Source organism: Herbaspirillum rhizosphaerae, from assembly GCF_001189965.1.
GTDB classification, from domain to species: domain Bacteria; phylum Pseudomonadota; class Gammaproteobacteria; order Burkholderiales; family Burkholderiaceae_D; genus Herbaspirillum; species Herbaspirillum rhizosphaerae.
Genome location: NZ_LFLU01000012.1, coordinates 57,996 through 84,619 on the forward strand (window position 1 = coordinate 57,996; position 26,624 = coordinate 84,619).

Genomic DNA, 26,624 nt, shown 5'->3' on the forward strand with positions numbered 1-26,624 from the left:
CCCGGTCATCAGGCAACGTGAAAATCAGTCTGACCAGTCTCACTTGGGCGGCCATCGGACGCTTTGTTGTGGTCGCCCTTTTTTTCGATGCACTTGCGCCCTTGTTGCCGGCCATGGCAAACAGCAACCAGCTTTCTACGCAACAGTTTCAACTTCTTCTTGGCGTCTGTTACATCGCTTTCTCCTTGTCACAGCTGGCGTCTGTCCCGATCATTGCGATGCTTGGCGTATATCGCCCGGCAGCCCTCTCCTGCATTCTTTTGGGCATCGCCGGCCTGACGCTTTGCGCTGCAAACGATGCAGTCCTGTTTTCCATGGCTTTTCTTGCGATGTTCGCCGTCAACGGCATCGGCGCCAACGCCACTCGTGTGGCCTTGCGTGAGGCAAATTCCGATCAAGGGTTCAAACGGATTCTTGCGTGGGCCAGCGGTATCGTTGAAGTCAAGCAGATTGCGATGCCGGCGCTGGTCGGCATTGTTGCCGCAACATTCGGATGGCGATGGGCATTGGTGATGCTGGTGCTCCCGGTGCTGATGATCGGCCTCTGGCTCAGCCTGGCACAACGCGGTCAGCGCACGGACACGACGGCCAAAGTTGCACAAGCGTCGAATTGGCGAAACATCATGATGACGCCGGCATTCTTCATGCCGACGTTGAGCGCGGCATCCTTTCAGGTCAGCTTTGCGCCGGCTGCAGCGAGGTTACCGTTTTTTCTTTCGGACACGACAGGGTTCGATCCGGTTTCCGCCGGATTGACGCTGTCCTGCGCCAGTGGATTGGTTGCAGCCGGGATGTTTCTGAGCGGCTGCCTCGCACCGCGTCGTTCCAGCCGCAACCTGATCGGAATCGGCATCATGGTGGTCTTTGCGGGATTGTCCTGCATGCTCGCAGGAACATACTTTGGTACGCCCTATGCAATAGCCGGCTTGATCCTCGTCCAAGCTGCATTCGGTTTCATCATCATTCCCTGCTCGGCAGATGCCATCGATGCGACGCCATCGGAACGAGTCAAGGCTTCCGCGCTGTTCGGATTCATCCAGCCCATAGTCGGCGGCCTCGCGGTTGCGCTTGCCGGCCGCATACCGGGTACTGAAGTATTCATCTCGGCGACGATGACGTTCACTTCGTTGTGCCTGCTTGTTTTCCTGCTGGGCTGCCATGTACGAATGTCAAGAAGGTTCCAACCGTCGACATGACTGAAAAAGGAGCGCAGTATGCGCTCCCATTTTTTCAAGCCCGGATATCAGCTACCCTTGCGCGTCTTGAACACCGGCACAAACAAATCCGACCACACCGCGGGTTTGGTCTTGATGGTGCCGGCCTTGTCCATGAACACCACGTATTGCATGATGTCTTCCGGCGTGGTCGTGAATTGCGTATCCGGATCGGCCAGCATCTTCTCGACTTCATCCTGCGTCAGTTTCATCTTCGACACGCGCAGGAAAGTCTCTGCCGCGCCCTTGCGGTTCTTGGCGATGTAGGCGTTGGCTTCTTCCTGGGCTTCCATGAAGGCCTGGGTCAGCTTGGGATTCTTGTCGGTGAACTGCTTGAGCGCGAACACGACGTCGATCGTGATGTGGCCCAGCACGTCGGAAGAATTCAGCACGCGCTTGATCTTCGGATCCTTGACTTCCTGATACGAAAACGGCGGCGAGGTGAAATGCGCGGTGATTTCCGTCTTGCCGGACAGCAGCGAACCCAGCGCTTCCGGATGGCTCAGGCTGACGGTCAGCGAATCGAGCTTGGCGTAGTTGTCGATGCCGAAGGTCTTGGCGGCAGCCATTTGCAGCAGCACGGCCGACAGCGAAGTCTTGATGCCGGGGATCGCGATCTTGTCCTTGGCGGTGAAATCCTTGAGCGACTTGACGTTCGGGTTATTGGTGTTGAGCCACAGCGGCGAGGTACTCAGTGCGCCGAGGCCGATGACTTCCGAACGTGGAATGCCGTGCGCCTTCGACCACAAGGTGATGAAACCCGGCGCGCCGGTGCCGGCGATGTCGAGGTTACCCGACAGCATGGCGTCGTTGATCACGTTGCCGCCGTCGAGCAGCACCCAGTTGGTCTTGACGTCGCCCAGGCCGAGCGCCTTGGCGTGCTTCTCGATCAGACCCTGATCGCGGATCACCATCAGCGGCAGATACAGCAGGCCGTAACCGTGCGACAAGCGCACCACCGGCGCTTCGGCGCGCGCCGGCACACTGGCAGCCAGCATGGACAAACCGAGCGTTGCGGCCATCATCAGTTTTGAGAAATTTCTGCGTTTCATTTGGTCTCCTGGAAAGGTATCGATTTATATCGTTTTTTAAGAATTAGTGTTGCATGCCCCAGCGGCGGATAGTCCGTTTTTCGATTTGCGCGAAAATCATGTTCTCGACAAACAAGCCGATCATGATCACGAAGAACAGGCCCGAGAATACATTTGCGGTTTCGAGCTGATTGCGGTTTTCGAAGATGTACCAGCCCAGGCCGCCGGTGCCGGACGACACGCCGAACACCAGCTCGGCCGCGATCAGCGTGCGCCAGGCGAAGGCCCAGCCGATCTTGAGGCCGGTCAGGATGCTGGGGAAAGCTGCCGGGATCAGCACCGAACGCACCAGCGAAAAACGCTTCAGGCCGTAGTTCTGGCCCACCATGCGCAAAGTATTCGACACCGAGCGGAAACCGGCGTGCGTGTTCAGCGCCACCGCCCACAAGACCGAGTGCACCAGCACGAAGATGATGCTGCCGGTGCCGAGGCCGAACCAGATCAGCGCCAGCGGCAGCAAGGCAATCGCCGGCAGCGGGTTGAACATGGAGGTCAGCGTTTCCAGGAAATCGTTGCCGATGCGCGAACTGATCGCCAGCGTGGTCAGCAAGCCTGCCAGCAGGATGCCGAGGCCGTAGCCGATCAGCAAAGTCTCCAGCGAGACCGCGGCGCGTTGCAGCAGCACGCCGCTGCTGATGCCGCTCATGAAGGCGTGCAGCGTTTCGCTGAAGCTGGGGAACAGCAGCGAATTATCCAGCCAGCGGCCGTAGATTTCCCAGACCAGCGCCAGCACCAGCAGGATGGCGGTCTTGCGGATCCAGCTGATGCGGTAGATAGCCTCGAAGGCCGACAGCGGACGCTGGACTTCGGCGACGGCGTTGCGGTTCGGCTCGACGATGATTTCCGGACGCACGAAGAGTGTGTTGTTGTTGCTCATGGCTTGTCTCTCTTTTCTGCTTATTTTCAGGTTCGTTCAGCTTGCTCAGTGCGCGAACAGCATGTCGTTGATGCGCTGTTCCAGCTGCGCCTGGCTGGCGGTTCCCATTTCTTCCGGCGGGATGCTGTTGAGCTCCGCCCTGACCTGGCCCGGATGCGGCGACAGCAGCAGGATGCGGGTGCCGATGCGGATCGCTTCTTCGATCGAGTGCGTGACGAACAGCACCGTGAAATTGGTGTCGTCCCACAGGCGCAGCAGCTCGTCCTGCATCTTGCGGCGCGTCAGCGCGTCGAGGGCGGCGAAGGGTTCGTCCATCAAGAGCACGTCCGGCTCCATCGCCATGCCGCGCGCAATCGAGACGCGCTGCTTCATGCCGCCGGACAGCGTGTGCGGATAACTGTCGATGAATTTGGCGAGGCCGACTTTTTCGATGTAATAGGCGGCGCGATCCGAAGCTTCCTTGCCCTGCAGGCGACCGCTGGCGTGCAGCGCGAACTCGACGTTCTGGCGCACGGTCTTCCACGGCAACAGCTGGTCGAACTCCTGGAACACCATCATGCGATCGGGACCGGGCTGGCTGACTTCCTTGCCCTTGAGCCGGATCTTGCCGCCGGTCGGCTGCAAATAGCCGCCGATGGCCTTGAGCAGCGTCGACTTGCCGCAGCCGGAGGGGCCGAGCAAGATGTAGCGATCGGACGGGTGCACGTTGAAGCTGACTTGCTGCGTCGCGGTAACGAGCGAGTCGGAAGTCTTGTACTGCAGAGTGACGTTCTCGATTTCCAGCAGAGGAACGGACGGATCCACAGGCGTGGAGGAAGACTGCGGCGCTGCCGCAAAATCGTTTTTCACAAAATCTCCTTAAGACTTTTATAAGTTCTGTGAAGGATGCTAATCTCGGAAGCTGTAATGAAACTGACATACCGCTGAACACGGTTTCCGATATGTTGCGGATATGTCAGCATCCCGGAATCAAGACACACCCACCACGGAATCATCATGCGCATCCTCCTGGTCGAAGACACGGCCGACGTCGCCGAAGCGATCATCGCCCACCTGTCGCGCATCGGTCACACAGTCGACTGGCAAAGCAAGGGCAACGAGGCTGCCAAGCTGGTCACCGATCCCTACGACCTGCTGATCCTCGACGTCATGCTGCCGCAGCAGGACGGCTTTTCGCTGCTCACGCGCGTGCGCGAAAAAGGCCTGACCACGCCGGTCATGATGCTGACCGCCTGTGCTGAAATCGAAGAACGCGTGCGTGCGCTCGACCTCGGCGCCGACGACTATCTGATCAAACCCTTCGACTTCCGCGAACTGGATGCCCGCATCCGCGTGCTGCTCCGTCGCAGCGGCGGCGAAGCCACCAACCTGTTGAGCTGCGCCAATCTCACCATCGACCGCAAGAGCCGCACCGCCTCGCTCGACGGCATGCCGCTGGAGCTCACACGACGCGAAGTGACGCTGCTGGAAATCATCGCCGCGCGGCCGGGCCGCATCTTCGGCAAGGACGAACTGATCGACCGCCTGTTCAGCGTCGACGATACGCCCAACGCCAACACTGTCGAGCAATACATCGGCCGCCTGCGCAAGAAACTGGCCGGCGCCGGTTTCGAAATCCGCACCCTGCGCGGCCTCGGCTACCAGTTGGTGCTGCTGCCGTCCGGTACGCCATCGCCGTCTTCGGCGGCCGCGCACTGAGGCCGGCATGATCGTCGCCGGACGTTCGCTCTACACGCGCCTGGTGATGCGCGTCGGGCTGGTGCTGTCGATCAGCTCCATCGCCCTGCTGATCGCCATCTGGATCTCGACCCAGCTGGCCGCCAACGAGGCCTACGACCGCATCCTCACCGGCAGCGCGCTGCAAATTGCGGAAAACACCTGGTACCAGAACGGCGCCGTGAACGTCGACGTGCCGCTGGCGGCTTTTTCCATGCTGACGGCGGGTGACCAGGTGTTCTATGTGGTGGTCGATCCGGACGGCCGCACGATTGCCGGCGATCCCGATTTCAAACCCGAGATTCCGTGGAAAAAATTGAAAGACGGCCCGCTGCTGCAGGACGGCGCTTATCTGGATACGCCGGTGCGCATGGCCATCGTCGGCCGCCGCATGCCGGTCGCCGGAGAGCATCCGTGGGCGGTCATCGTGCTGGCGCAGACCAACAATGCGCGTCTCTCGTTCGCCAAGAGCGTCGGCACGCGCGCCCTGCTGGTGATTCTGGCGATGGGCGTGCTGACCCTGGTGGCGGCGATGTTCACGCTGTACCAGGCCTTGTCGCCGCTGAAGAAGATTGAAGCCGCCATCCGCGAGCGCGACCTCAACGACCTGTCTCCGCTGTCGATCACGGTGCCGGTGGAAACCCACGCGCTGGTGAGTTCGATCAACGCCTTCATGCAGCGACTGGCGGTGCACCGTTCCACTATGCGGCGCGTCATCGGCGACGCCGCGCATCAGCTGCGCACGCCGGTGACGGCCCTGATCTCGCAGATGGAATTGCTCTCCGCGCAGCATGACGACGCCGGCCGCCGCCATCATCTCGACCGCCTGCGCGAGCGCACCCGCCACCTCGGCGCGCTGGTCAATCAACTGATCAACCACGCCATGGTGCAGCACCGCAGCGACACCGCCGCCTTCGAGAAGATCGACCTGGGCGAACTGGTGCGCCGGGAAATGGCCGACATGCTCTCGCATCAGGAACGCCAGCTCGACCTCGCCATGGAAGCGCCGGAGCAACCCTGCCTGATCATGGGCGACGCCATCAGCCTGCGCGAAGCGATCAAGAACGTGCTCGGCAACGCGCTGCAATACGGCGCGGTGAGCTTCCTCCATGTGCAGCTGGAACCAGTGGAAAACCTGTTCGAGCTGCGCGTCATCGACGACGGCCCCGGCATCCCGGAAAACGATTGGGAACGCATCCGCAAACCCTTCGCTCCACGCAGCGGCGAACGCGTCGGCGCCAGTCTCGGCCTGTCGATTGTGGAAGAAGTCATGCGCACGCATGGCGGCCAGCTGCGATTTGGTTACAGCGGCGCGGGGAGCTTCATGGTGGTGTTGAGTTTTCCGGCGGAAGCGCCAGCTGCGGCATGAGGAAGGTATGACCACGCCTGGCGATGGCGCGTCCCGGTTTTCGCCGGGATCGCAGCGTCTTGCGAACTGTTCAGAGCAGCAAAATCACATCAAATCAAACAACTGGAATCTGAGCCGCAGAAATCATTTCCACTCCAGGATGGCGTTTTTCTTGTCCAGCCAATGCACCTTCACAGTCGACGCATTGACCTTGCGGCCGGCGCAGGCGCTGGCCGCCAACGCGAACGGCGTGTCGTAGTAGCGGCCGTCGTTGGAGGAGCGCAAGCGCGTCTGCGGCGCGTTCTGGGCGAGCCAGTCGGCGGCGTTGGTGCGCATATAGATCATGCAGGCGCTGCCGCTGGTGTCGGCCACTTCGCACTTGCAGGTATTAGCGCTGGTGGTCACCACCGGCTTGTCAGGCGCCGGCGGCGGATAAGCGAAAGGATGCCGCTCTATCAGTTGGGCCGACGCCGGGCCGGCCCAAAGCGTCGCCAGCAAGGCCATTGCGCCGAAAGACGAAAAGACAGACGAAACAGATGATTTCATGAACCCACCTTTTGCATAGCTCCAGTTGCTTCTCAAACAGTTCAAGCTGCTCAAGCCTTCTTCACCTTCAGCTTCCACAGCGACGTTACTTCCTTCATGCGTGCAGCCGACAAGGGATCTTCCGCGTCGTTGGAACGGGGATGACGCGGCTTGATGTCGGTCTTGCCGACCACTTGCAAACCCGCCTTGTCGATCATCGCCTGAATTTCTCCGCGGGGCCGCAGACCCAGATGTTCGGCGAAGTCGGACATGATCAGCCAGCCCTCGCCGCCCGGCGTCAGATGCTCGGACAGGCCGTCGATGAAGCCGCGCAGCATGCGGCTGTCGGGATCGTAGACTGCCGCCTCGATGGCCGAGCTCGGCTTGGCCGGCACCCAGGGCGGATTGCACACCACCAGCGGCGCGCGTCCTTCCGGAAACAGATCGGCGCTCATCAGCTCGACCTGCTTGTTCACGCCCAGGCGTTTCAGGTTTTCGGCGGCGCAGTCCAGCGCGCGTTCGCTCTGGTCGGTCGCGACGATGCGTTTGACGCCGCGCCTGGCCAGCAGCGCCGCCAGCACACCGGTACCGGTGCCGATGTCGAAGGCCAGGTCGACCGTCGGCAACACCGCCTGCGCGATCAGGTCGACGTATTCGCCGCGCACCGGCGAGAACACGCCGTAGTAAGGATGGATGCTGCCGCCCAGTGCGGGAATCGGCACGCCCTTCTTGCGCCACTCGTGCGCGCCCACCAGGCCCAGCACTTCGCGCATCGATACGACGCTGGCTTCTTCGCCGGGACCGTACACTTCCGTGCAGGCCTGTACCAGGTCGGGCGCACGGCGCAAGGGAATGCTGTAATCGGCTTCCAGCGGCAGCAGCAGCATGCCGAGGATGCGCGCGCGTTGCGCCTGCGCCTGGCGATGCAGGTGGAATGCCTGGGTGATGGAGATTGCCGGTTGGGCAGCGGTCTTGACGGCGCTTTTACCGGCGGCTTTGTCGGCCGCAGCTTTATCGGCCGCCTTGCCGCTCTTGCGCTCGGATTTCTTGTCGATGCGGCGGGCCAGGGCTTGCAGCAATTGGCGGGCGTTTTGATAATCGCCGCGCCACAGCAGGCCGGTGCCTTCGCAGACCAGCTTGTAGGCGACGTCGGCCGGCATGCGGTCGTCCGCCACGGCGACGGTTTTGGGAGGCGGATTGCCGGCTTCGGAACGCCAGCGGGCGGAACGAATTTCCCCTGCTTCGGTCCAGCTTATAAGGGGGTGATCGCTCATACTGCTACTTTCGGAATGGGTTTGCATGGCGCAGTGTAACAAAATGTCCGTAGCAGCCCCCTGCACAAGATCGAAACTTCTCTTATGATGAGGGTGTTATATTGGATACAACAGCAGTGAATACAACAGCAGCAACCACAGCAGCAGAAACCTCAGCATTCGCCCAAGCGGCAATGCTGGTCGCCGATTCCCCTAACCGCTGGAGCCGATATGTCTGATCCCATCCTGCGTCAAGACGATTCCCACCACGTTCGCCTGAAACAGATCCTGGCCGAACTGGAGCTGGAAATCCAGAACATCGACGTCGACACCCCCGAAGCAAAAACGTTGAAGAACGATTTCGCCGTCCTGAAAAGTCACCTGAGCACACCCGAAGTCGAAGCCGGCGTCCTGCGCGAGCATATCGGCAAGACCCAGAGTTCCGCCATGAACCTGATGGATTCGGTGGAAGGCGCGATTCTCAAGGACAGCCCCTACGTCGCCGAGCTCGGCCGCATCCTCGGCATGATTTGATTCATTGACAACCTGACTGTCTCATCAAGGGATACCGGCATGTACGCAAAGATTCTCGTCCCCGTCGACGGCAGCCCCACCGCCAACCAGGCGCTGGACGAAGCCATCCGTCTGGCGAAAACGCTGGGCAGCAAGATCGAGGTCGTCCACGTCGTCGACAACAGCTACATCCTCTACGACACCGGCTACCAGCCGCCTGCCGGTTTGCACAAAGACTTCATCGGCGCCGGACAAAACATCCTCGACGATGCCAAAAAACGTGTGGAAGCCGCCGGCCTGCCCGGCAACACGCGCATCATCGAAAGTCCGATCGCGCCGGGCGACATTCCCGGCACCATCCTGCGCGCAGCCAAGGAAAGCAGCGCCGAGCTGGTGGTCATCGGCTCGCACGGGCAAAAGGGATTCCGCAAGATGGTGCTCGGCAGCGTGGCAGAAAAAGTCATGCATCAATGTCCGCTACCGGTCTGGATTATCCGCGGCACGCAAGCGGCCGAATAGCAGCACGGATCTTTCCGTTTCGCATCCATGAAAGCAAAAGGCCCGATGTTTCCATCGGGCCTTTTTGCTTTCATGCGAATAAGCGGATAAGTAAGCAGATAAGTAAGCGAACTTCAGCCTTTCACTTCTCCGGCAGCGGAATCCACTCGACTTCACCGGGAATCGCCGGAAACACCGATCGATCCTGCGCCCGCCATGACAGCTTGGCGCTTTCGATCATTTCCTTGCTGCTGGCCACGAAATTCCACCAGACGAAGCGCGGGCCGTCGATAGGCTCGCCGCCCAGCAGCATGAACAGCGTATCGCTCTGCGCCGTCAGCTTAACTTCGCCGCCCGGCTCCAGCACCGCCAGCACACCGGCTTCCAGCGCTTCGCCGTCGAGCGAAGCGGCGCCGGTCACCACATACACGGCGCGCTCGCTGTAGTCCGCCGGCAGGGTCAGCGTGGCGCCGGCCTTGATGCGGCCCGACAAATACAACGTCGGGCTGGATGTCCTGACCGGCGACTGCTGTCCGTAGGCTTTGCCGGCCAGCAGGTGCAGGCTGGCGCCGTTGAGCTCAATGCGCGGCATGTCGGTTTCCGGATAGTGATGGAAACTGGCGTCGCCCTGCTCCTGATCCTTGGGCAAGGCCACCCACATCTGCAAGCCGTGCACCGGCACCTTGTCGTTGCGGATGTCTTCCGGGATACGCTCCGAATGCACGATACCGCGCCCGGCCGCCATCCAGTTGACGGCGCCCGGCGTGATGCGCTGCACGACGCCGAGGCTGTCGCGATGCATCATCGCGCCGGAGAACAGATACGTCACCGTCGCCAGGCCGATATGCGGATGCGGACGAACGTCGCCCTCGGTGGTGGCGCTGTCGAATTCCACCGGTCCCATGTGATCGAAGAACACGAAGGGGCCGACGGTGCGGACGGCAGCCGCCGGCAACAGGCGGCGCACCGGGAAGCCGATGTCGCGCACCAGGCCGTGGATCAGATGACGAATGCTGCTCATGGCGGTCCTTTTTTTATCAAATGGTGATGAGTCGCTAACAAAATGCCGGTGGCAAGGCGCGCCGACGCAGACAGTGCACATGCACGGCAAGGAGAAGCAACGCCGCCAGCGGTGTTTTGTTAGTGACTCTAAAAGCGTCCGGCGCGGAAATCGTCGATAGCCTGCTCGACCTCTTCCCGCGTATTCATGACAAACGGCCCCCACTGCGCAATCGGCTCATTCAACGGCTGGCCGGAGATCAGCAGAAAACGGCTGTCCTTGCTGGCATGGATTTCCACACCCTCGGCGCCCGGCGTATTGCTCAGGATCGCCATGCGGCCTGCGCCTGCCACGCGTTTGTCCTGACCGATTTGCAACTCGCCCTCGTACACATACAGGAAGGCATTATGCGTCGCCGGAATCGGCAAGGCTACCTGTTTGTCGGCCTCCAGGTGCAGGTCCAGATACAGCGGCGCCGTGGTCGGACGCTCTACCGCACCCTTGGTGCCGAAGGCTTCACCTGCCAATACACGGACGTGCAAGCCATCCTGCGGCGAGACTTCAGGGATGCCGGCCGACGGAATGTCGCTATACGACGGCGTCGTCATCTTGTCGCGCCCTGCCAGGTTCACCCACAGCTGAAAGCCGCTCATGAGCCCGTCTTCCTGTTCCGGCAATTCCGAATGCACCAGGCCGCGGCCGGCGGTCATCCATTGCATGCCGCCCGGTTCCAGCAAACCTTCGTTGCCGGCGTTGTCGCGGTGACGCATGCGTCCTTGCAGCATGTAGGTCACGGTTTCAAAGCCGCGGTGCGGATGGTCGGGAAAACCGGCCAGGTAGTCGTCCGGCTTGTCCGAGTGAAAAGCATCCAGCATCAGGAAAGGATCCAGGCGGCGTTGCAAATCATGGGTCAGCACGCGGGTAAGGCTGACACCTGCGCCATCCTGGGTCGGGATGCCGTTGACCAGCCGTTCCAGCTGGCGGGTAAAAGTGGTGCTCATGGTGTTTCTCCTGTTGTGACTACTGCGGCCAGGATGGGCCGCAGCAGCCTGATGCTTCAGATAAACGCTGTAGATTGATGCATTTGTTGCTTATTCAACTACAACCGCGATTACTCGGTTGGCTTGACCGACCAGAACACCAGCAGACCGCCGATGATGGACAGGTTCTTCAGGAAGTTGGTCAGCTGGCCTTGCATGGCGGCTGGGTCAACAGCCCAGAAGCGGTGCGCTGCCAGCGTTGCGCCAACGGTAAAGATGGCGATCAGCAAGGCTGCCGGACGCGCCAGGCGGCTGCCGCTCATCAGTGCGAGGCCGGCGCCGACTTCGACGAAGATCGTGACGATAACGGCCAGTGTCGGCACCGGCAGGCCAAGGCTTGCCATGAAACCGACCGTGCCGGTAAAGCCGATGATCTTGAAGATGCCGGACACGACGAACAGCGAAGCCAGCAGGATGCGGCCGAAGGTATAAGCGGATTTGGAAATGGTCATGATGAAACTCCCTAAAAATTGTTTTGGATAAAGTACAAGTGTTTGATTGGTGACGCTGAACTCTTAAAACTCTGAAATCGAGATGAATCAGAAAGCAGGGTCAGAATAATGCGAATAAGCACAACAAGAAATTGATTATTTTTCTATAATCAATATCTAATAAATAGATATTGTTGCCATCATGAACATAGAACGCTTCTCCCTCGACCAGCTGCGCGTGTTTGTCCAGGTTGCCGACAGCGGCAGCTTCCTGGCGGCGTCGCGCATCCTCGCCCGTGCGCAGTCGGCGGTCAGCTACGCCATCGGCACGCTGGAAAGCCAGCTCAACGTCCCCCTGTTCGACCGCAGCGGCTACCGCCCGCAACTCACCGATGCGGGCGAAGCCTTGCTGCGCGACGCGCGCCAGGTGCTGGATCAGGTGGATTCGCTACAAGTGCGCGCCAACGCCTTTTCGCAAGGGCAAGAGCTGGAAGTGGCGCTGGCGGTAGACGTGTTCTTTCCTACCGATTGCCTGGTGGATCTGTTGCGGCGCTTCCGCGACGCCTTCCCGGCGGTGACGGTGCGGCTGGAAATCGAAGCGCTCGGTGCAGTGGCCGAACGCGTGCTCGACGGCCGCTCCATGCTCGGCATTCTCGGCACCCTGCCGACCACGCCGCCCAATCTCTTGCGCGTCAGCCTGCCGAGCGTGATGGTGGTCGGCGTCGTCTCGCCCCAGCATCCGCTGGCGGCGGTCAAAGGGAGGATTCCCGACAAGCTGCTGGCGCAACAGACGCAACTGGTGCTCAGCGACCGCAGCGAACTGACGGCGCGCCAGGATTTTTCGGTGCACTCGCGCCTGTCCTGGCGCATGAGCGACCTCGGCACCAAACACGCGCTGCTGCGCGCCGGCATGGGCTGGGGATACATGCCGCAGCATGTGGTGAAAGACGACCTGAAAAACGGCAAGCTGGTCAGGATCCTGACCTCGCAGCATGCGCCGGAAGGCATGGCATTGCCGATCCAGTGCGTCTACCGGCCGGACTATCGCGCGGGACCGGCCTTGTCGTGGTGGCTGGATTCGCTGGCGGCGCTGAAGACGCTGGATGGGATCAGCGTCATCGAATAGATATCGCCGGGATCAATGCGCCGAAAACCTGCTGCGATACTGCGCCGGGCTCACGCCCAGCTGGCGCTGGAACACGCGCCGCAGGTTCTGTTCTTCGCCGTGGCCAGTTTCGGTGGCGATGCTCTTGAGCGGCAGGTCGGTTTCTTCCAGCGCGCGGCAGGCGGCTTCCAGGCGCATCGCCTCCACCGTCTTGGCCGGCGTGCGTCCCTGCTCGGCGACATAAGTACGGGCGAAGGTGCGCGGACTCATATTGACGCGGCTGGCGAGATTCTCCACGCGCAGGTCGTTTTTCAGGTTGGAGGCAATCCAGGCGTGCAGCTCGGCGAAGCGCGCGTTTTCGGACGATTGCGACACCAGCGGCACGCTGAACTGCGACTGCCCGCCCGGCCGCTTGATGAACATCACCAGTTGCCGCGCCGTCGCGATGGCGACCTTGTGGCCGTAATCCTCTTCCACCAGCGCCAGCGACAGATCGATGCCCGCCGTGACGCCGGCCGAAGTCCAGACATCACCTGCGCGGATGAAGATCGGTTCGGGGTCGACGGTGATCTCCGGATATTGCTGCTGCAGCCGCAAGGCCCAGTCCCAGTGCGTGGTCACGCGCTTACCCTTGAGCAAGCCTGCGGCGGCGAGCAGGAAGGCGCCGGTGCACACCGAACACACCCGGCGCGCCTTGCCGGCATGGCGCGCTATCCATGCAACCAGGGCCGGATCGGCCTGAAAGGTGTCGCCGATGCTGCCGCCGGGCGCAATCAGGGTATCCATGCTTTGCCCTTCGAAGGCTTGCAGCGGCTCGGTCATCACGGTCAGGCCCGCGCCCGTCAGCAGCGGACCTCCTTGCGACGACAGCACATGGACTTCATACAGCGGCCGCGGCTCCATGATGCCTGCGGAGAGCGCGGTGCGGCTGGCCGTCACGAAGGTTTGCAGCGGACCGCTCAGGTCGATCAGGTTCATGCCCGGATAGGCCAACAAGACGATGCGCAAGGTCTTACCGTGTTTCATGAGGCGTCCATGTTTCCGAAGTAAATGATGTTGCGCAATCAGGCCGCGATCGTTTTCGCGGCGCTTGCCGCCATCCAGCGCATGCTGAGAATCGCGCAGATCGCCAGCAGCGGCAGGATCGCGATATTGAGCGCCTGCCAGCCGTAATGCTCCAGCAGCGGCCCGGCAGCCAGCGTCGCCAGCGCGGTAGCAGCATAGCGCAAAAATTCCGACAAGCCCTGCGCCCTGGCGCGCTCATTGGGGCGATACGATTGCGCCAGCAAGGTGGTGCCGCCGACGAACATGAAGTTCCAGCCGACACCCAGGCACAGCAAGGCGACATAGAAAGCCGGCAGGCTGGTCGACGCCATCGCGATGACCGCGCAGGCCAGGTTCAGCATCACGCCGCAGAGCACGATAGTGCCCAGTCCGAAGCGTTTGATCAGGTGGCCGGCAAAGAAAGACGGCGCATACATCCCGACCAGATGCCACTGGATGATGTTGGCGCCGTCGTTGATGCTGTGACGGCAGGCCACTGCCGCCAGCGGCGCAGCGGTCATGATGAACATCATCACCATCGAGCCGACCACGTTGTTGGCCAGCGCCGCAATAAAGACAGGCTGGCGCGCGATCTCGCCGGTGGAACGGGGCGGCGCTTGCGGAGCGGACGCAACGATGTCGGCAGCGGCGTCCGTATTTTCCACGTCGCGGTAAAACGCCAGCAGCACGATCATCGACAGCAGGCTGAGCAAGGCCACCATCAGATACGCGCCGGAAAACAGGGCCGTCGGGAACAAGTCCTTGCTCCATGCCGCCAGGGCCGGTCCGAGCACCGCCGCAATCACACCGCCGGTCAGCACGGTGGAAATCGCCTTGCTCTTGAGTTCCGGCGCGACCGCATCGGCTGCGGCCAGCCGATAGTACTGGGCGAAAGCCTGGAACACGCCGACGCCCGCCGTGCCGATGCAGAAACTCCAGAAATGTCCGTGGAACACCGACCACACCGAAATCGCCCCGCCGACGGCTCCCGCCAGCGCACCCAGCGCAAAGCTGAGCCGCCGCCCCAGCCGCTGGATCAGGAAGGCGGCGAACCAGGTCACCACCGCACCGGCCACGGTGATCAGCGCAAACGGCAGGGTCGCCAGCGACTTGTCGGGAGCGAGCTGATAGCCGGTCAGCGCCGTCAGCGTCAGGTCGATCGAGATGGCGCAAGTGAACAAGCCCTGGCATATAGCCAAGATACGGGCATTGCGATACCCTGCTTTGAGCGCACCCGTTCCATAAGCCTCGGGTAAGGAAGACTGGCTATCATGTTGCTCTTGATGTGATTTTGGCAAGCTCACGCTCCATCCCTGTATTGAAATCTGCTGCAATCTGCGAACGCCGGCGCAACATCAGCCGACACGGACCTTCGGATGAAATTGTCGAACCCGCGCAAAATGTCGTCAATGACACAAAACTTTCAATTTCTGCCAACGCGTCCGGCGCGGCCATGCGGACCGGAATATTCAAGGAGTGCTTATGCTGATGAATGTCAACGAATCCGCCTTGCTGATCATCGATGTGCAGGAAAAGCTGATGCCGGCCATCCACGACGGCGCCACGGTGCTGGCGCAGAACATCCGCCTGGCCACCATCGCCAGCCTGCTCGGCCTGCCGGTCATTGCGACTGAACAGACGCCTGACAAGCTGGGCGCGAACCACCCCGACATCAAGCGCCTGTGCGACCGCACCCTGGTCAAGACGCATTTCGACGCCTGCGTCGACGGTCTGCCGGCGGCTTTTCTCTCGGCCTGCAAGGAAGTCGTCATCAGCGGCTGCGAGGCCCACGTCTGCATGCTGCAGACCGCCATGACGCTGCTGCAGAACGGTTATCGGGTGTGGGTGGTGACGGACGCCACGGGCTCGCGCAAGATCGCCGACCGCGACGCGGCGTTCACCCGCCTGGCGCAAGCCGGCGCGCATCTGGTGACGCTGGAGATGGTGGCGTTCGAGTGGATGCGCGACAGCCGTCATCCCTTGTTCCGGGAAGTACTCAAGCTAATCAAGTAAACTCTTACCGATATTGTGTAATTATTAAGTAAGCTACTCAAGCAAGTTACTCATCTTCCCCGGGAGCAAAAACCAGTATGTCCAGTTCCACCAACACCGCGCCTATACCCACCGCCACGACCGCCCCGATCCTTACCGTCCAGGCGCTCCAGGCCGGTTGCGCGGCATGCAGCATGCATCAGCTGTGTCTGCCCATGGGCCTGGATGAAGCCGACATGCTGCGCCTCGATCAGATCATCGGCCGCCGTCGCCGCGTCAAGCGCGACCAGAGCCTGTACCGCATGGGCGACACCTTCAACACGCTGTACGCAATTCGCCTGGGCCATTTCAAGACTTACCAGATGAACAGCAACGGCAGCCAGCAGATCACCGGCTTCCAGATGGCGGGCGAGCTGCTCGGCATGGACGCCATCGGCACCGGCCGTCACCAATGCGAAGCCGTGGCGCTGGAAGACAGCGAAGTCTGCGAAATCCCGTTCAGCCAGCTCGAAGAATTATTTCAGGACATGCCGGTATTGCTGCGCCAGTTCCACCGCATCATGAGCAAGGAAATCTCGCGCGAGCAAGGCGTCATGCTGGCGCTCAACAACATGAGCGCCCAGCAAAAGCTCGCCGCCTTCCTGGTCAACCTGTCGTCGCGCTATGTGACGCGGGGATATTCGGCCACGCGCTTCCAGCTGCGCATGACGCGCGAGGAAATCGGCAACTACCTCGGCCTGGCGGTCGAGAGCGTCAGCCGCCTGCTCTCCGGCTTCAAGAAAAACGGCATCGTCGACGTCAATCATCGCGATCTGGAACTGCTGGACTTGCCGGCGTTGCGCTCGATTGCGCTGGGCACGCCGGCCTGCTGAAAAGCATTCATCGGCAGCAAAGAACCCAAACACCAACGCATGGCGAACCAAGACACCATCAAACCATCCTTCCTGCAAGCGCGGCTGGCCCGCGACCATTACCTCGGCCTGCCGCTGACCACCGGCATCCTGGCCGCGCTCTGTACAGCGGCATTATTTGCACTGATCGCGTTGCACGCCCTTCGTCCCGGCGCCTTGCCCGATCTCGATCAGCAGATTGCCGACTGGTTTCATGTCCGCGCCTCGGGTGCGCTGACCACTGCCATGCTGGCCTTCACGCATGTGCACGGCACCATCGGCATTCTCGCCATGAGCGCCCTGCTGGCGTTGCGGCTGATACGCGACAAAGCCTGGACATGGTTGCTGACGCTGATCGTATCGGTGCCGGGCGGCATGCTGTTCAACTATGGATTGAAATTCATCTTCCAGCGCGTACGTCCGCAATTCGACCAGCCCATCCTGGTCTTGCACAGCTACAGCTTTCCCAGCGGGCACACGATCGGTGCAGCGCTGTTCTACAGCGTGCTGGCGGCGTGGCTCACGACGCGGCCGGCCGGTGCGCAACGGCGTCCGGCTATCGTGGCGGCCGCCGTCGTGTTGACAGCATTGACCGGGCTAAGCCGCATCTATCTGGGCGCGCATTTCTTCAGCGACGTCATTGCCGCCATGCTGGAGGGCTGGGGATGGTTTGCATTCTGGACAACAGTTATTTTTACAATACAGCGGCACCAATCGGCGCAAATGTCTTCAAACTGATTTGACCATTCCAAATCGCCCATGACAGTACAGCCCGAATCGTCCCGCAGCATTGCCGTCATCATCAACGCCCACGCCGGCGGCGGCCATGCACAAGAACTCGCACAACGCGTCGTCGACGGTTTCCTGAAGTACGGCATGCACGCGCAAGTCACGCTGGCCGAAGACGGCGCACAGCTCATCAGCGCAGCCGAAAACGCGGTACGGCAAGGCGCCGGCATCGTGGTCGCCGGCGGCGGCGACGGCAGCGTCAATGCGGTCGCCTCGATGGTCGTCGGCAGCAAGTCCGTCTTCGGCGTACTGCCGCTGGGCACGCTCAACCACTTCGCCAAGGATCTGCAGATCCCGCTGGTGCTGGAAGACGCCATCCGCACCATCGCCCAGGGCCGGCCGCTGGCAATCGACACCTGCGAAGTCAACGGCACGCTGTTCATCAACAACTCCAGCCTCGGCCTGTATCCGGATATCGTGCGCGACCGCGAAAAGCAGCAAAGCCGTCTCGGTCGCGGCAAGTGGCTGGCCTTCTGCCGGGCTGCGATGGAAGCGTTGCGGCGCTATCCCTTTCTGGACGTACGCTTGCGCATCGGCGACGTCGAGCATCGCCGGCGCACGCCCTTCGTCTTCATCGGCAACAACGAATACCTGATGGACGGCCTCAACATCGGCACCCGCAAGACGCTGTGCGACGGCAAGCTCAGTCTCTACGTCTGCCATCGCACCGGCAGGCTGGGCCTGGTGCGGCTGGCATTGCATGCGTTGTTCGGCAAGCTGAAAGAGGCGCGCGACTTCGACATCCTCAGCACCACTGAAATCGAGATCGAGACCCATCATCGCCGCGCCAAACGGCTGCGCGTCGCCACCGACGGCGAAGTCAACATCATGCAGACGCCGCTGCGCTATCGCATCCGCCCGGCGTCGCTGCAGGTGATGGTGCCGGCAGACAGCGTCAACACCGTTGAGGAGGCCTGATCATGCGCACCATCGTCCACCTCTCCGACCTGCATTTCGGCCGCATCGACGAGGCCCTGATCGCACCGATCATCGCCCAGATCTACGAGATCGCGCCGGACCTGATCGTCGTCTCCGGCGATCTCACGCAACGCGCGAAATCGGAACAGTTCCGCGAAGCGCGCCAATTCCTCGACGCCCTGCCGCAACCGCAGATCGTGGTGCCGGGCAACCACGACGTGCCGTTGTTCAACCTCATGGCGCGCTTCTTCCGTCCGCTGACGAAATACCGCCGCTACATCACGCCGCAGCTGCAGCCGATCTTCATCGATGAAGAAATCGCCGTGATCGGCATCAACACGGCACGCTCGCTGACCATCAAGGACGGCCGCGTCAACGATCGCCAGATCGAGCTGGCGCGCCGCGAACTGGCCGCGGTCGACGACCATGTCGTGAAGATCATCGTGACCCATCATCCCTTCGACCTGCCGCCCGGCCCGCAGCATCACGACCTGGTCGGCAAGGCCTTGCCGGCCATGCGCGCGTTCGCCATCTGCGGCGCCGACGTCCTGCTGGCCGGACACGTCCACACCAGTTCGGCCGGCAGCAGCGCCGGACGCTACGACATCGCCGGTTATTCCGCCCTGGTGGTGCAGGCCGGCACCGCCACCTCGACTCGCAGCCGCGGCGAGGTCAACTCTTTCAACATCCTGCGCGTGGAGCCGCATCGCATTGCGGTGGAACGCATGCACTGGCAAGCAGAAGAGGGAAAGTTCATGCAGACCGCCACGCAGGAATTCGAGCAGCGCGGCAACGAATGGTTTGCTGCCTGATGACGTCCGGATGAAATGAAAAAGGCGCCTGCAGTCAGGCGCCCTTTCTCATTTCTTCTTCATCTCTCCGTCATCTTTCATTCCGGATACTATTTCTTGTAACCCGGATTCCCCTTCATGTCAGTGCTATTGACGGGAATGCTCTTGTCGTCGCCGTCGCCACCGGAAGTCGGCGCCTTGGCGCCTGCTTCCGTAGCGCGTTTTTCCTTGCGCTCTGCCGCCTTGGTCGCGCGCGACTTGCCTTGGGCGTTATCGCGCACTTCGTTGGCGCTATTAGCGCCTGCACCGGCCTTGGTGTCGCCTTCGCCGCCTTTGGTCTGAGCGTGCGCGCCGACACTCAATGCGCCAGCCATCAACAACAGAGCGAGTTGCTTTTTCATGTGGATCTCCTTGAATTGGTGGTCGCCGCTGCAATGCGCCCGGCGATGACACCATCGTAGAAGCATCCGCACAGAAATGAAGTCGGACCGCTTCGCATGCGCGCGTCAGAGAAACCATTGCAAACGCGTCAGACGGTAAACCCGGATTTCCTGGAAAGCCGCTCAGCCTTGCGCTGGCGTACCCTGGTGATAGACGATCACCCAACCTGCCCCCTGCCGTCGCCACAAGCTCGTGCGCCGCGTGATCCGCACGCCCTGACTGAGCGTATAGGTGAGCAAGAAATGATCGGGCGCAATTTCCTGGCAATAAAAATCCGAGGTCTCCCATGAATCGCCATGCGCTTCTGCGCCCTGCCCTGCATGGCGCTCTGCCAGGGTATCGAGAATGAATTGCTTGCTGTAACGCCGGCCCGAAGCACCGGTTTCCCAAAACTCGTCCGCCATCATCGCTTCAAAAGCGTCCCGGGTCGCGCCGAAGTCCGGACGATGAAAAAGCGGTTCGCGCGCCATCAGCTGTTCCTGGATCGAGAGCAGGCGTTGGTCGGTTTTTCGCTCTGGCGTCATTGTCGGCGTCTCCGCATCGGGGTCTTATCTGGACGGTGTATTTTCGATGAAGCCCGCCACGCGGTCCAGCGTCGGCGCCAGCGTGCGGAACGGGCGCGACAGGCTCACGACCAGCGTCGCGTGCGTCGTGTTGTCGAAGTAGATTTCTTCCACGGGGACATGATGGTCGCGCAACAGCTGCGCCATGCCGCCCGTATTACGCACGGCATTGACGATCTTGTCCTTGTGCGAGGCAATCAGCAAAGCCGGCGGACTGGCATCGCCGACATGCCTGACGGGCTGTGAATCCGGCGGCGAATCGGGAAACCAGAATACGGGTTTGACATCCGCATTTTCAATCGGCAGAAAATCGTAAGGTCCGGCCAGGCCGATCCAGCCCTGCAATTGTTGCGGCGCTGCGCCGGCCTCTTTCAGCCAGCGTCCATCCAGCGCCACCATCGCCGCGTTGTAGGCGCCCGCACTGTGTCCCATGACGAAAACACGCTTAGGATCGCCGCCGTACTCCTGTATGTGCTGAAACGTCCAGGCCACGGCATGCGCGCTGTCTCTCAGGAATTCCGGATACTTCACCTCGGGATAGACCCGATAATCCGCCACCACCGCGACGAATCCGCGCGAACTCAGCGCCTCGCCGACAAAGGCGTAATCCTTGCGGCTGCCGTCATTCCAGCTGCCGCCGTAGAAAAACACCACCACCGGCCGACCGGCGGCCGGCGCAACTGCGGTCGTGGACGGCAGCGGCGCGTACACGTCAAGCTGCTGCCGCGGATTGTCGCCATAGCGCAGGTCGCCGGTCTTCGCATACGTTGATGTCGTCGTGACGGCATTGAGCGCCTTCAACGGCGAACAGGCGATCAATCCGCCACAGACCAAGACCACCAGACCAACCACTATCGCTATCTTGCCTAACAAACTCATGTTCGGGCTTTCACGGCAAAGAATGAAGAACCATTGTAAGCCCGCAGCGCAATCTCATCCTTTCATCATTCTATCGGCAGGAACAGATCGAGCATTGCCTCCCTCTCCGGCACGTCCGGGAAAAAGCGCACGCGTTGCACAAACAGCGGGAAATCGCGCAGCTCCTCTCCGCTTTGCGGCAACCATTGCAGATACAGAAAGCGTGCGGCCTGTTCCAGCATTTCTTCCGGCCCTGTCACACGCAGGACTGCGCAACGGCCTGCCGGAATCCGCTTTTCCACGATGCCCGCTGCATTCTCTTCGATGGCGCCCGTTGTCGCGGCGCAAATATCCAGGCGAAAATCCTGCGGATCAACGTCAGCGGGGTTGTCATGCAAAATGTTGAACGTCGCACTCAGCGAAGGCGGCAAACGCTGCTGCTTGCGCCAGTCGATGAACCGGCGCACGGAATCGCCGATGGTGCGCGGATCGCCCCGATGTTCGAGCGCGGCGACCCGCGTCTCCTTGAAATCGACCATCCTGACGTCGTCAATGCGGTAAGTATTTTTCATCATGCGGATCCGGCTCTCTCTCAAAGGTTGATAGATGGCATGCCAGGGATCCCACTGCGGCTGCTCGCGAAAACCGGACGGCGATTGACCGATTTCTTTTCGAAACGCGCGGGCAAACGATTCCGGTGTTTCATAACCGTTGGCCAGCGCAACGTCGATGACTTGATCGCCGCGAAACGCCAGCTGATACGATGCACGCCGCATGCGTCGCAATTGCACATAGCGATAGACGCCGACGCCGAACCATCCGGTGAACTGGCGATGAAAGTGAAATTTGGAGAACGACGCCACCTCGCTGAGCCGTTCCACCGACAGATCGCCATCCAGGTGATCGTCGATATAGTCGAGCACCTTGCAAAACCGGCTGCTGTAACGCTCTGCACTGCCGCTCTCGCGGCTGTCGCTTAATGGTTCGTCCATCTCTTCATTTCTCATCTCGTCTCTGTTCAAAACTTGCCCTGGCGATTGAGAGACTATCGACATATGCCGGCGGCGGCCTGACCGATCTTGCTCAATTTTTCTCAATTGCGTCCTGCCCCGAGTTGCTGCCGCGGCGCCGGATCCAGGACGTAGCCGTCTCCTTGCCCAAGCATTTGCGGCACTTCAGCGACCAATGCGTCGATCGCCGTCCGCACCTTCGATGGCAAATGGCGTGCATGCGGCCAGACGACGTGAATATCGGTCGCAACCAGTTGGTCGGCGCCCATGACCAGCGACAGCCGTTCGTTGTGCAGCTCGTGCCAGATCATCCAGCACGGCAACCAGGCCAGGCCTGCGCCGGCAACCGTCGCATCGGTGATGGCTTGCAGGTCGTCCAGCAAGAGTCGGCAATCGACCTTGATTTCTTCCTTCTGCCCGGAGACGCCTTGCAGTTGCCACGGTGCGACGCGGCCGGCGCTGCTGTAGGCGATACCGGTGTGCCGTGCAAAATCCTCCCTGTGGCTGGGGAAGCCGTGCCGCGCCAGATAGTCCGGCGACGCGCAGATGCCCATGCGCTGTACGCCGAGTCTGCGTGCGACCAGCTTGCCGGTGTCCGGCAAGGTGCCGATGCGCACGGCGAGGTCATATCCCTCTTCAAGCAGATCGGCGACGCGATCATTGAACGACATCTCGATCTGCAGCGACGGAAAACGCTGCATCAGCCGCAACATCACCGGCGCAATGCAGTGCCGTCCAAACAGGACAGGCACGCTGATGCGCAAGCGTCCCGACGGTTCGCGCTTGCCGCCCTCAAACGCTTCTTCCGCCGCCTCCAGTTCCGCCAACGCACGCAAGCAACGCTCGTAGTAGATCTGACCGTCTTCCGTCAGGTTGTGCCGCCGTGTGGTGCGCACAAAAAGCCGCACTCCCAGACGCTGCTCCAGGCGGGCGATGATCTTGCCCACCGCAGAGCGGGTGACGCCCAGACGCTGCGCCGCCAGCGCAAAACTGCCGGCCTCGGCGACGTCAACGAATACAGAAATGCCATCCAGCCGCTCGTTCATATTGGTTCCAAATCAGATTCAATGGTGATCATCAGATTACCCAATGGTGCGGATAATTCTCTTATATCGTAGCCGTTCGGTGAAAACCTTGCACCGGACTACTTTTATTTCTCCCTGATTGGAAGCCACGATGAAAACCTACCAAATGCGCCTGGGCGCCGGCGTCTCCGGCCTGACGGCAGCACAGATCGCCACGCCGACACCGCAAGCCCATGAAGTCCTGATCAAGACCCACGCCGCGTCGCTCAATTACCGCGACCTGATGTTTGCGCGCGGCAACTACCTCAGCAAAGCCGACCGTCCCCTGGTTGCACTCGGCGACGGCGCAGGGGAAATCGTCGCGGTCGGCGCCAACGTGACGCGCTTCCGGAACGGCGATCGCGTCACCCACAGCTATTTCCCCAAATGGATCGACGGCGCACCCGATCCTGAAAAAACCTCGCTCTCTTTCGGCGCCGCCATTGACGGCACGCTGGCCGAATACTTCGTCGCGCCGGAAGACTCACTGGTGACGATTCCCGCGCACTTGTCGTACACGGAGGCGGCAACGCTATCCTGCGTCGGCACGACTACATGGAACACCTTGTTCTCAGATGGCGCGCTGTTGCCCGGCGCGACGGTGCTGTTGCTGGGTACCGGCGGCATGTCGGTGTTTTCGCTCCAGGTGGCGAAAGCGGCCGGCATGCGCGCCATCATCACCTCGTCCAGCGACGAGAAGCTTGAACGCGCCCGTGCACTGGGCGCCGACGCTACCGTCAATTACCTCAAGACGCCCGAGTGGCAGGAAGAAGTCTTGCGCCTCACCGACGGCCGCGGCGTCGATCTGACGGTGGAAGTCGGTGGCGAAGGTACGCTGGCCCGTTCCCTGCAGGCGACGCGCATGGGCGGCATCGTATCGGTGATCGGCGGCGTCAGCGGATTCGGCGGCACGGTCATCGATCCGCTGGCCGTCATCGGCGGCGCGAAACGGCTCCATGGCATTTTTGTCGGCAGCCGCGTCATGCTGGAGGAACTGAATCATTTCGTCTCGGCGACGAAACTGCGCCCGGTCATCGACTCCGTCTTCAGCTTCGACGAAGCGCCGCAAGCCTATCGGTATCTGGAATCGGGCAAGCAATTCGGCAAGGTGGTGATTCGCATCGCCGACTGAGTCCGGCGCCGGCCAGGCACGCCACGCCGGCGACAGGTCAGAACAACTCTTTCTGCCCTGTCACCAGCGCCGCAAAATCATCCTGCAAGAACGGCAGGATGGCGTCCGCCACCGGTTGCAGCTGGCGCGTGACGTAGTGATCGTAGTCGATCGCCGAACGGCGCGTTTCCAGCGGTTCCGGCCCGGCGGTGGTCATGACGTAGCTGATCCAGCCGCGGTTCTGGTATTGCAGCGGCCGTCCCTGCTCGCGGTTGAACTCGTCCGCCATGCGCGCCGCCCGCACGTGCGGCGGCACGTTGCGCTCGTAGGCGTCCAGCGGCCGCCGCAGGCGCTTGCGATACACCAGGGCGTCGTCGCGTTCGCCGCGCAGCGTACTGGCCACATAGTCCCGTACATAGGCCTGGTAAGGCTCGCGCCGGAAGATGCGCTGATACAGCTCCTGCTGAAACTGCTGCGCCAGCGGGGTCCAGTCGGTGCGCACGGTTTCCAGTCCTTTGTAGACCATTTCCTCGCTGCCGTCCGGCTTGACGATCATGCCGGCGTAGCGCTTCTTGCTGCCGAAATCGGTGCCGCGCACGTTGGGCATGAGGAAGCGGCGGTAATGCGTTTCGTATTCCAGTTCCAGCGCATTTTCCAGCCCGTATTGCTCCTGCAGGTGAACGCGCCACCAGTCGTTGACGTGCTTCACCAGCGCATTGCCGATGGCGTCGGCCTCCTGTTCGCCGTGCGCCGATTTCAACCAGACGAAGGTGGAATCGGTGTCGCCGTAAATCACCTGATAGCCCTGTGCCTCGATCAGCTCGCGGGTGCGATGCATGATCTCGTGGCCGCGCATGGTGATCGACGACGCCAGCCGCGCATCGAAGAAACGGCAGATGGTGGCGCCGAGCACGCCGTAGAGCGAGTTCATGATGATCTTCAGCGCCTGCGACAAAGGCTTGTTCTGCTGGCGCTTGGCGACTTCGCGGCCTTGCCAGATCTTGGCGATGATGGCCGGCAGGCTGTGCTTGGTGCGCGAGAAGCGCGCGCCGCGAAACCCCGGCACGGAATCGGCATCGTCCGGATGCGCCAGCCCCTCGACCAAGCCGACCGGATCGATCAGGAAGGTGCGGATGATGGACGGATACAGGCTCTTGTAATCCAGCACCAGCACCGAGTCGTACAAGCCCGCCTGCGAATCCATGACGAAGCCGCCCGGGCTGGACTCCGGCGGCGTGTCGCCCAGGTTCGGCGCGACGAAACCCTGGCGGTGCATATGCGGGATGTACAGATGGCTGAACGCCGCCACCGAGCCGCCGGTGCGATCGGCCGGCAAGCCGGTCACCGAGGCGCGTTCAAGCATGAAGTCCAGCAACTGCGTCTTGGCAAAAATGCGCGTGACCAGTTCGCAATCTTTGAGGTTGTAGGTCGCCAGCGCCGGCTTGTCTTCGGCAAAACGGCGGTCGATCTCATCCATACGCTGATAGGCGTTAGTAATCGCCTTGCCCTCGCCGAGCAAGGTCTGCGCCACCGACTCCAGACTGAAGGAGGGAAAATTCCAGGTCGCCGCACGCAGGGATTCAATGCCGTCGATGATCAGGCGGCCCGCGGCGGAAGCGAAATAGTGATTCTCGTTGTAGCCGTGCTCGCGCCACTCCAGCTCGCTGCCGTCGCGGCCGAAGCGCAGCGGCGTCTTGAGGCGCTCGGCATGTTCCCGCAATACGCGCAGGTCGAACTGCACCACGTTCCAGCCGATGATGACGTCGGGATCGTGCTGCGCTATCCATTGATTGAGCTTTTCCAGCATCAGCTGGCGGCTGTCGCAATATTCCATGTCGAAGTCGATGCCCGAGGCGTCGCCGTTCGGCGGGCCGAGCATGTAGACCTGCCGCTGCCCGCAGCCTTCCAGCGCGATCGAGTAGAGATCGCCGTGCATGGTCGTCTCAATGTCCAGCGACACCAGTTTCAGCTGCGGACGATACCCGGGCGCGGGTTTGAGCTGGACATTGAGCAAGGGCTCATTGGCGCCGCCAGCTACGCTGCCGGCTACATTGCTGATTGTGCCGCTGAACTGCACCGGCGCCGTGATGAAGCGCTCCATCAGATAACGTTCCGGCGGACGGATGTCGGCTTCGTAGATGCTGATGCCGTATTCCCTGAGCAGCTTGTCGATCTTCATCAGCTGCCGATGTTGCTCGCAGTACAAGCCGAGTATCGGCCGATGCTGGAAATCCGTCAGCTGCAGCGGCCGCAATTCGTAGTTGCGCTCATTGCGCAAGACCTGTTCGGCCTGCTCGCGCTGCTCCGCCGGGATGAACGCCACCGATTTTTGCAGCGGCAAGCGCACCAGCCGCGGCCCCTCGTCCGTCGCCAGCCAGAACTCGACCTCCGTCCCGGCCGGCGTGTCGCGCCAGTGCCGGGTCAGGAGGAAGCCCTGCGGCAAGCTGGATTTGCTGGATTGATCTGGTGAAGGTTGCAGCATCGGGTTTTCTTTACGCGCGTCGGACTGCCGGCGCGGAGGTTCTTTGCATTATTTTACGAA

At 61.4% G+C, this 26,624-nt stretch carries 29 protein-coding genes; 12 read left to right on the forward strand and 17 right to left on the reverse strand.

What is annotated here, in order from left to right; all coding sequences use genetic code 11:
- The first annotated feature begins 17 nt into the window (after positions 1-17).
- A complete protein-coding gene (locus AKL25_RS16320) occupies positions 18-1,196 on the forward strand; it encodes an MFS transporter (protein WP_167541896.1) in 1,179 nt (392 codons plus the stop codon).
- A 47-nt stretch (positions 1,197-1,243) separates the two neighbouring features.
- Here AKL25_RS16320 and AKL25_RS16325 read toward each other — a convergent pair whose 3' ends face one another.
- From AKL25_RS16325 to AKL25_RS16335, 3 genes are read right to left on the reverse strand one after another with little or no spacing between them, the layout of a single operon-like run.
- Positions 1,244-2,266 carry an ABC transporter substrate-binding protein gene (locus tag AKL25_RS16325; RefSeq protein WP_050478755.1) on the reverse strand — a complete coding sequence of 341 codons (1,023 nt, stop codon included), beginning with the start codon at positions 2,264-2,266 and terminating at the stop codon, positions 1,244-1,246.
- 43 nt (positions 2,267-2,309) lie between these two features.
- Positions 2,310-3,182, reverse strand: a complete 873-nt coding sequence (locus tag AKL25_RS16330) for an ABC transporter permease (RefSeq protein WP_050478756.1) — start codon at positions 3,180-3,182, stop codon at positions 2,310-2,312.
- A gap of 45 nt (positions 3,183-3,227) precedes the next feature.
- The gene (locus AKL25_RS16335) at positions 3,228-4,031 is read right to left on the reverse strand and encodes an ABC transporter ATP-binding protein (RefSeq protein WP_050478757.1); all 804 of its coding nucleotides are present in this window, start codon (positions 4,029-4,031) and stop codon (positions 3,228-3,230) included.
- 147 nt (positions 4,032-4,178) lie between these two features.
- Here AKL25_RS16335 and AKL25_RS16340 point away from each other — a divergent pair, with 147 nt between their 5' ends.
- Both AKL25_RS16340 and AKL25_RS16345 read left to right on the forward strand, forming a co-directional pair.
- Positions 4,179-4,880, forward strand: a complete 702-nt coding sequence (locus AKL25_RS16340; RefSeq protein WP_050478758.1) for a response regulator transcription factor — start codon at positions 4,179-4,181, stop codon at positions 4,878-4,880.
- Positions 4,881-4,887: 7 nt separating this feature from the next.
- Complete coding sequence (locus AKL25_RS16345; RefSeq protein ID WP_050478759.1) at positions 4,888-6,267, forward strand: sensor histidine kinase; 1,380 nt, start codon at positions 4,888-4,890, stop codon at positions 6,265-6,267.
- Between the two features lie 123 nt (positions 6,268-6,390).
- Here the strand turns inward: AKL25_RS16345 and AKL25_RS16350 are convergent, their stop codons facing one another.
- Both AKL25_RS16350 and AKL25_RS16355 read right to left on the reverse strand, forming a co-directional pair.
- The gene (locus AKL25_RS16350; RefSeq protein WP_050478760.1) at positions 6,391-6,792 is read right to left on the reverse strand and encodes a hypothetical protein; all 402 of its coding nucleotides are present in this window, start codon (positions 6,790-6,792) and stop codon (positions 6,391-6,393) included.
- A 50-nt stretch (positions 6,793-6,842) separates the two neighbouring features.
- A complete protein-coding gene (locus AKL25_RS16355) occupies positions 6,843-8,045 on the reverse strand; it encodes a methyltransferase (protein ID WP_050478761.1) in 1,203 nt (400 codons plus the stop codon).
- A gap of 210 nt (positions 8,046-8,255) precedes the next feature.
- Between AKL25_RS16355 and AKL25_RS16360 the strand changes: the two genes are divergently transcribed.
- Together AKL25_RS16360 and AKL25_RS16365 are read left to right on the forward strand one after the other, a co-directional pair.
- Positions 8,256-8,558 carry a hypothetical protein gene (locus AKL25_RS16360; protein WP_050478762.1) on the forward strand — a complete coding sequence of 101 codons (303 nt, stop codon included), beginning with the start codon at positions 8,256-8,258 and terminating at the stop codon, positions 8,556-8,558.
- 39 nt (positions 8,559-8,597) lie between these two features.
- Positions 8,598-9,056, forward strand: a complete 459-nt coding sequence (locus AKL25_RS16365) for a universal stress protein (RefSeq protein ID WP_050478763.1) — start codon at positions 8,598-8,600, stop codon at positions 9,054-9,056.
- Positions 9,057-9,177: 121 nt separating this feature from the next.
- Here AKL25_RS16365 and AKL25_RS16370 read toward each other — a convergent pair whose 3' ends face one another.
- From AKL25_RS16370 to AKL25_RS16380, 3 genes are all read right to left on the reverse strand, one after another.
- A complete protein-coding gene (locus AKL25_RS16370; RefSeq protein WP_050478764.1) occupies positions 9,178-10,056 on the reverse strand; it encodes a pirin family protein in 879 nt (292 codons plus the stop codon).
- 128 nt (positions 10,057-10,184) lie between these two features.
- A complete protein-coding gene (locus tag AKL25_RS16375) occupies positions 10,185-11,036 on the reverse strand; it encodes a pirin family protein (RefSeq protein WP_050478765.1) in 852 nt (283 codons plus the stop codon).
- A gap of 110 nt (positions 11,037-11,146) precedes the next feature.
- A complete protein-coding gene (locus AKL25_RS16380; protein ID WP_050478766.1) occupies positions 11,147-11,527 on the reverse strand; it encodes a DoxX family protein in 381 nt (126 codons plus the stop codon).
- Between the two features lie 181 nt (positions 11,528-11,708).
- Here AKL25_RS16380 and AKL25_RS16385 point away from each other — a divergent pair, with 181 nt between their 5' ends.
- Complete coding sequence (locus AKL25_RS16385) at positions 11,709-12,632, forward strand: LysR family transcriptional regulator (RefSeq protein WP_050478767.1); 924 nt, start codon at positions 11,709-11,711, stop codon at positions 12,630-12,632.
- Between the two features lie 12 nt (positions 12,633-12,644).
- Here the strand turns inward: AKL25_RS16385 and AKL25_RS16390 are convergent, their stop codons facing one another.
- The 3 genes from AKL25_RS16390 to AKL25_RS24460 all read right to left on the reverse strand — a co-directional run bounded on the left by AKL25_RS16390 (position 12,645) and on the right by AKL25_RS24460 (position 15,128).
- Positions 12,645-13,619 carry a GlxA family transcriptional regulator gene (locus AKL25_RS16390; protein ID WP_420840716.1) on the reverse strand — a complete coding sequence of 325 codons (975 nt, stop codon included), beginning with the start codon at positions 13,617-13,619 and terminating at the stop codon, positions 12,645-12,647.
- A 56-nt stretch (positions 13,620-13,675) separates the two neighbouring features.
- The gene (locus tag AKL25_RS16395; RefSeq protein ID WP_420840717.1) at positions 13,676-14,857 is read right to left on the reverse strand and encodes an MFS transporter; all 1,182 of its coding nucleotides are present in this window, start codon (positions 14,855-14,857) and stop codon (positions 13,676-13,678) included.
- Between the two features lie 67 nt (positions 14,858-14,924).
- The gene (locus AKL25_RS24460) at positions 14,925-15,128 is read right to left on the reverse strand and encodes a hypothetical protein (RefSeq protein WP_167541897.1); all 204 of its coding nucleotides are present in this window, start codon (positions 15,126-15,128) and stop codon (positions 14,925-14,927) included.
- A 9-nt stretch (positions 15,129-15,137) separates the two neighbouring features.
- On the opposite strand from AKL25_RS24460, the gene AKL25_RS16400 reads away from it, so the two are divergent.
- From AKL25_RS16400 to AKL25_RS16420, 5 genes are all read left to right on the forward strand, one after another.
- A complete protein-coding gene (locus AKL25_RS16400; protein ID WP_050478770.1) occupies positions 15,138-15,668 on the forward strand; it encodes an isochorismatase family protein in 531 nt (176 codons plus the stop codon).
- A gap of 77 nt (positions 15,669-15,745) precedes the next feature.
- Positions 15,746-16,519, forward strand: coding sequence for a fumarate/nitrate reduction transcriptional regulator Fnr (gene fnr / locus AKL25_RS16405; protein WP_050478771.1), 774 nt, complete (start codon positions 15,746-15,748; stop codon positions 16,517-16,519).
- Between the two features lie 39 nt (positions 16,520-16,558).
- Positions 16,559-17,275 carry a phosphatase PAP2 family protein gene (locus AKL25_RS16410; RefSeq protein ID WP_050478772.1) on the forward strand — a complete coding sequence of 239 codons (717 nt, stop codon included), beginning with the start codon at positions 16,559-16,561 and terminating at the stop codon, positions 17,273-17,275.
- 21 nt (positions 17,276-17,296) lie between these two features.
- A complete protein-coding gene (locus AKL25_RS16415) occupies positions 17,297-18,244 on the forward strand; it encodes a diacylglycerol/lipid kinase family protein (protein ID WP_050478773.1) in 948 nt (315 codons plus the stop codon).
- 2 nt (positions 18,245-18,246) lie between these two features.
- Positions 18,247-19,056: a metallophosphoesterase family protein gene (locus tag AKL25_RS16420; protein WP_050478774.1), complete on the forward strand. Its 810-nt coding sequence runs from the start codon at positions 18,247-18,249 to the stop codon at positions 19,054-19,056.
- Between the two features lie 89 nt (positions 19,057-19,145).
- Here AKL25_RS16420 and AKL25_RS16425 read toward each other — a convergent pair whose 3' ends face one another.
- The 5 genes from AKL25_RS16425 to AKL25_RS16445 all read right to left on the reverse strand — a co-directional run bounded on the left by AKL25_RS16425 (position 19,146) and on the right by AKL25_RS16445 (position 22,953).
- Positions 19,146-19,436 (reverse strand): hypothetical protein, encoded by a 291-nt coding sequence (locus AKL25_RS16425; RefSeq protein ID WP_050478775.1) that lies wholly within the window; start codon positions 19,434-19,436, stop codon positions 19,146-19,148.
- Between the two features lie 162 nt (positions 19,437-19,598).
- Positions 19,599-20,000: a nuclear transport factor 2 family protein gene (locus AKL25_RS16430; protein WP_050478776.1), complete on the reverse strand. Its 402-nt coding sequence runs from the start codon at positions 19,998-20,000 to the stop codon at positions 19,599-19,601.
- 24 nt (positions 20,001-20,024) lie between these two features.
- The gene (locus tag AKL25_RS16435) at positions 20,025-20,918 is read right to left on the reverse strand and encodes an alpha/beta hydrolase (protein WP_050478777.1); all 894 of its coding nucleotides are present in this window, start codon (positions 20,916-20,918) and stop codon (positions 20,025-20,027) included.
- 65 nt (positions 20,919-20,983) lie between these two features.
- Positions 20,984-21,994 carry an AraC family transcriptional regulator gene (locus AKL25_RS16440; RefSeq protein WP_240475766.1) on the reverse strand — a complete coding sequence of 337 codons (1,011 nt, stop codon included), beginning with the start codon at positions 21,992-21,994 and terminating at the stop codon, positions 20,984-20,986.
- Positions 21,991-22,953 carry a LysR family transcriptional regulator gene (locus AKL25_RS16445; RefSeq protein WP_050478779.1) on the reverse strand — a complete coding sequence of 321 codons (963 nt, stop codon included), beginning with the start codon at positions 22,951-22,953 and terminating at the stop codon, positions 21,991-21,993. The genes AKL25_RS16440 and AKL25_RS16445 overlap by 4 nt, the downstream gene beginning before the upstream one ends.
- Before the next feature lie 130 nt (positions 22,954-23,083).
- Between AKL25_RS16445 and AKL25_RS16450 the strand changes: the two genes are divergently transcribed.
- A complete protein-coding gene (locus tag AKL25_RS16450) occupies positions 23,084-24,103 on the forward strand; it encodes a zinc-dependent alcohol dehydrogenase family protein (protein ID WP_050478780.1) in 1,020 nt (339 codons plus the stop codon).
- Between the two features lie 37 nt (positions 24,104-24,140).
- On the opposite strand, the gene AKL25_RS16455 is transcribed toward AKL25_RS16450, so the two are convergent.
- On the reverse strand, positions 24,141-26,564 hold the full coding sequence (locus AKL25_RS16455) for a DNA polymerase II (RefSeq protein WP_050478781.1): 2,424 nt from the start codon (positions 26,562-26,564) through the stop codon (positions 24,141-24,143).
- Between the last annotated feature and the right edge of the window lie 60 nt (positions 26,565-26,624).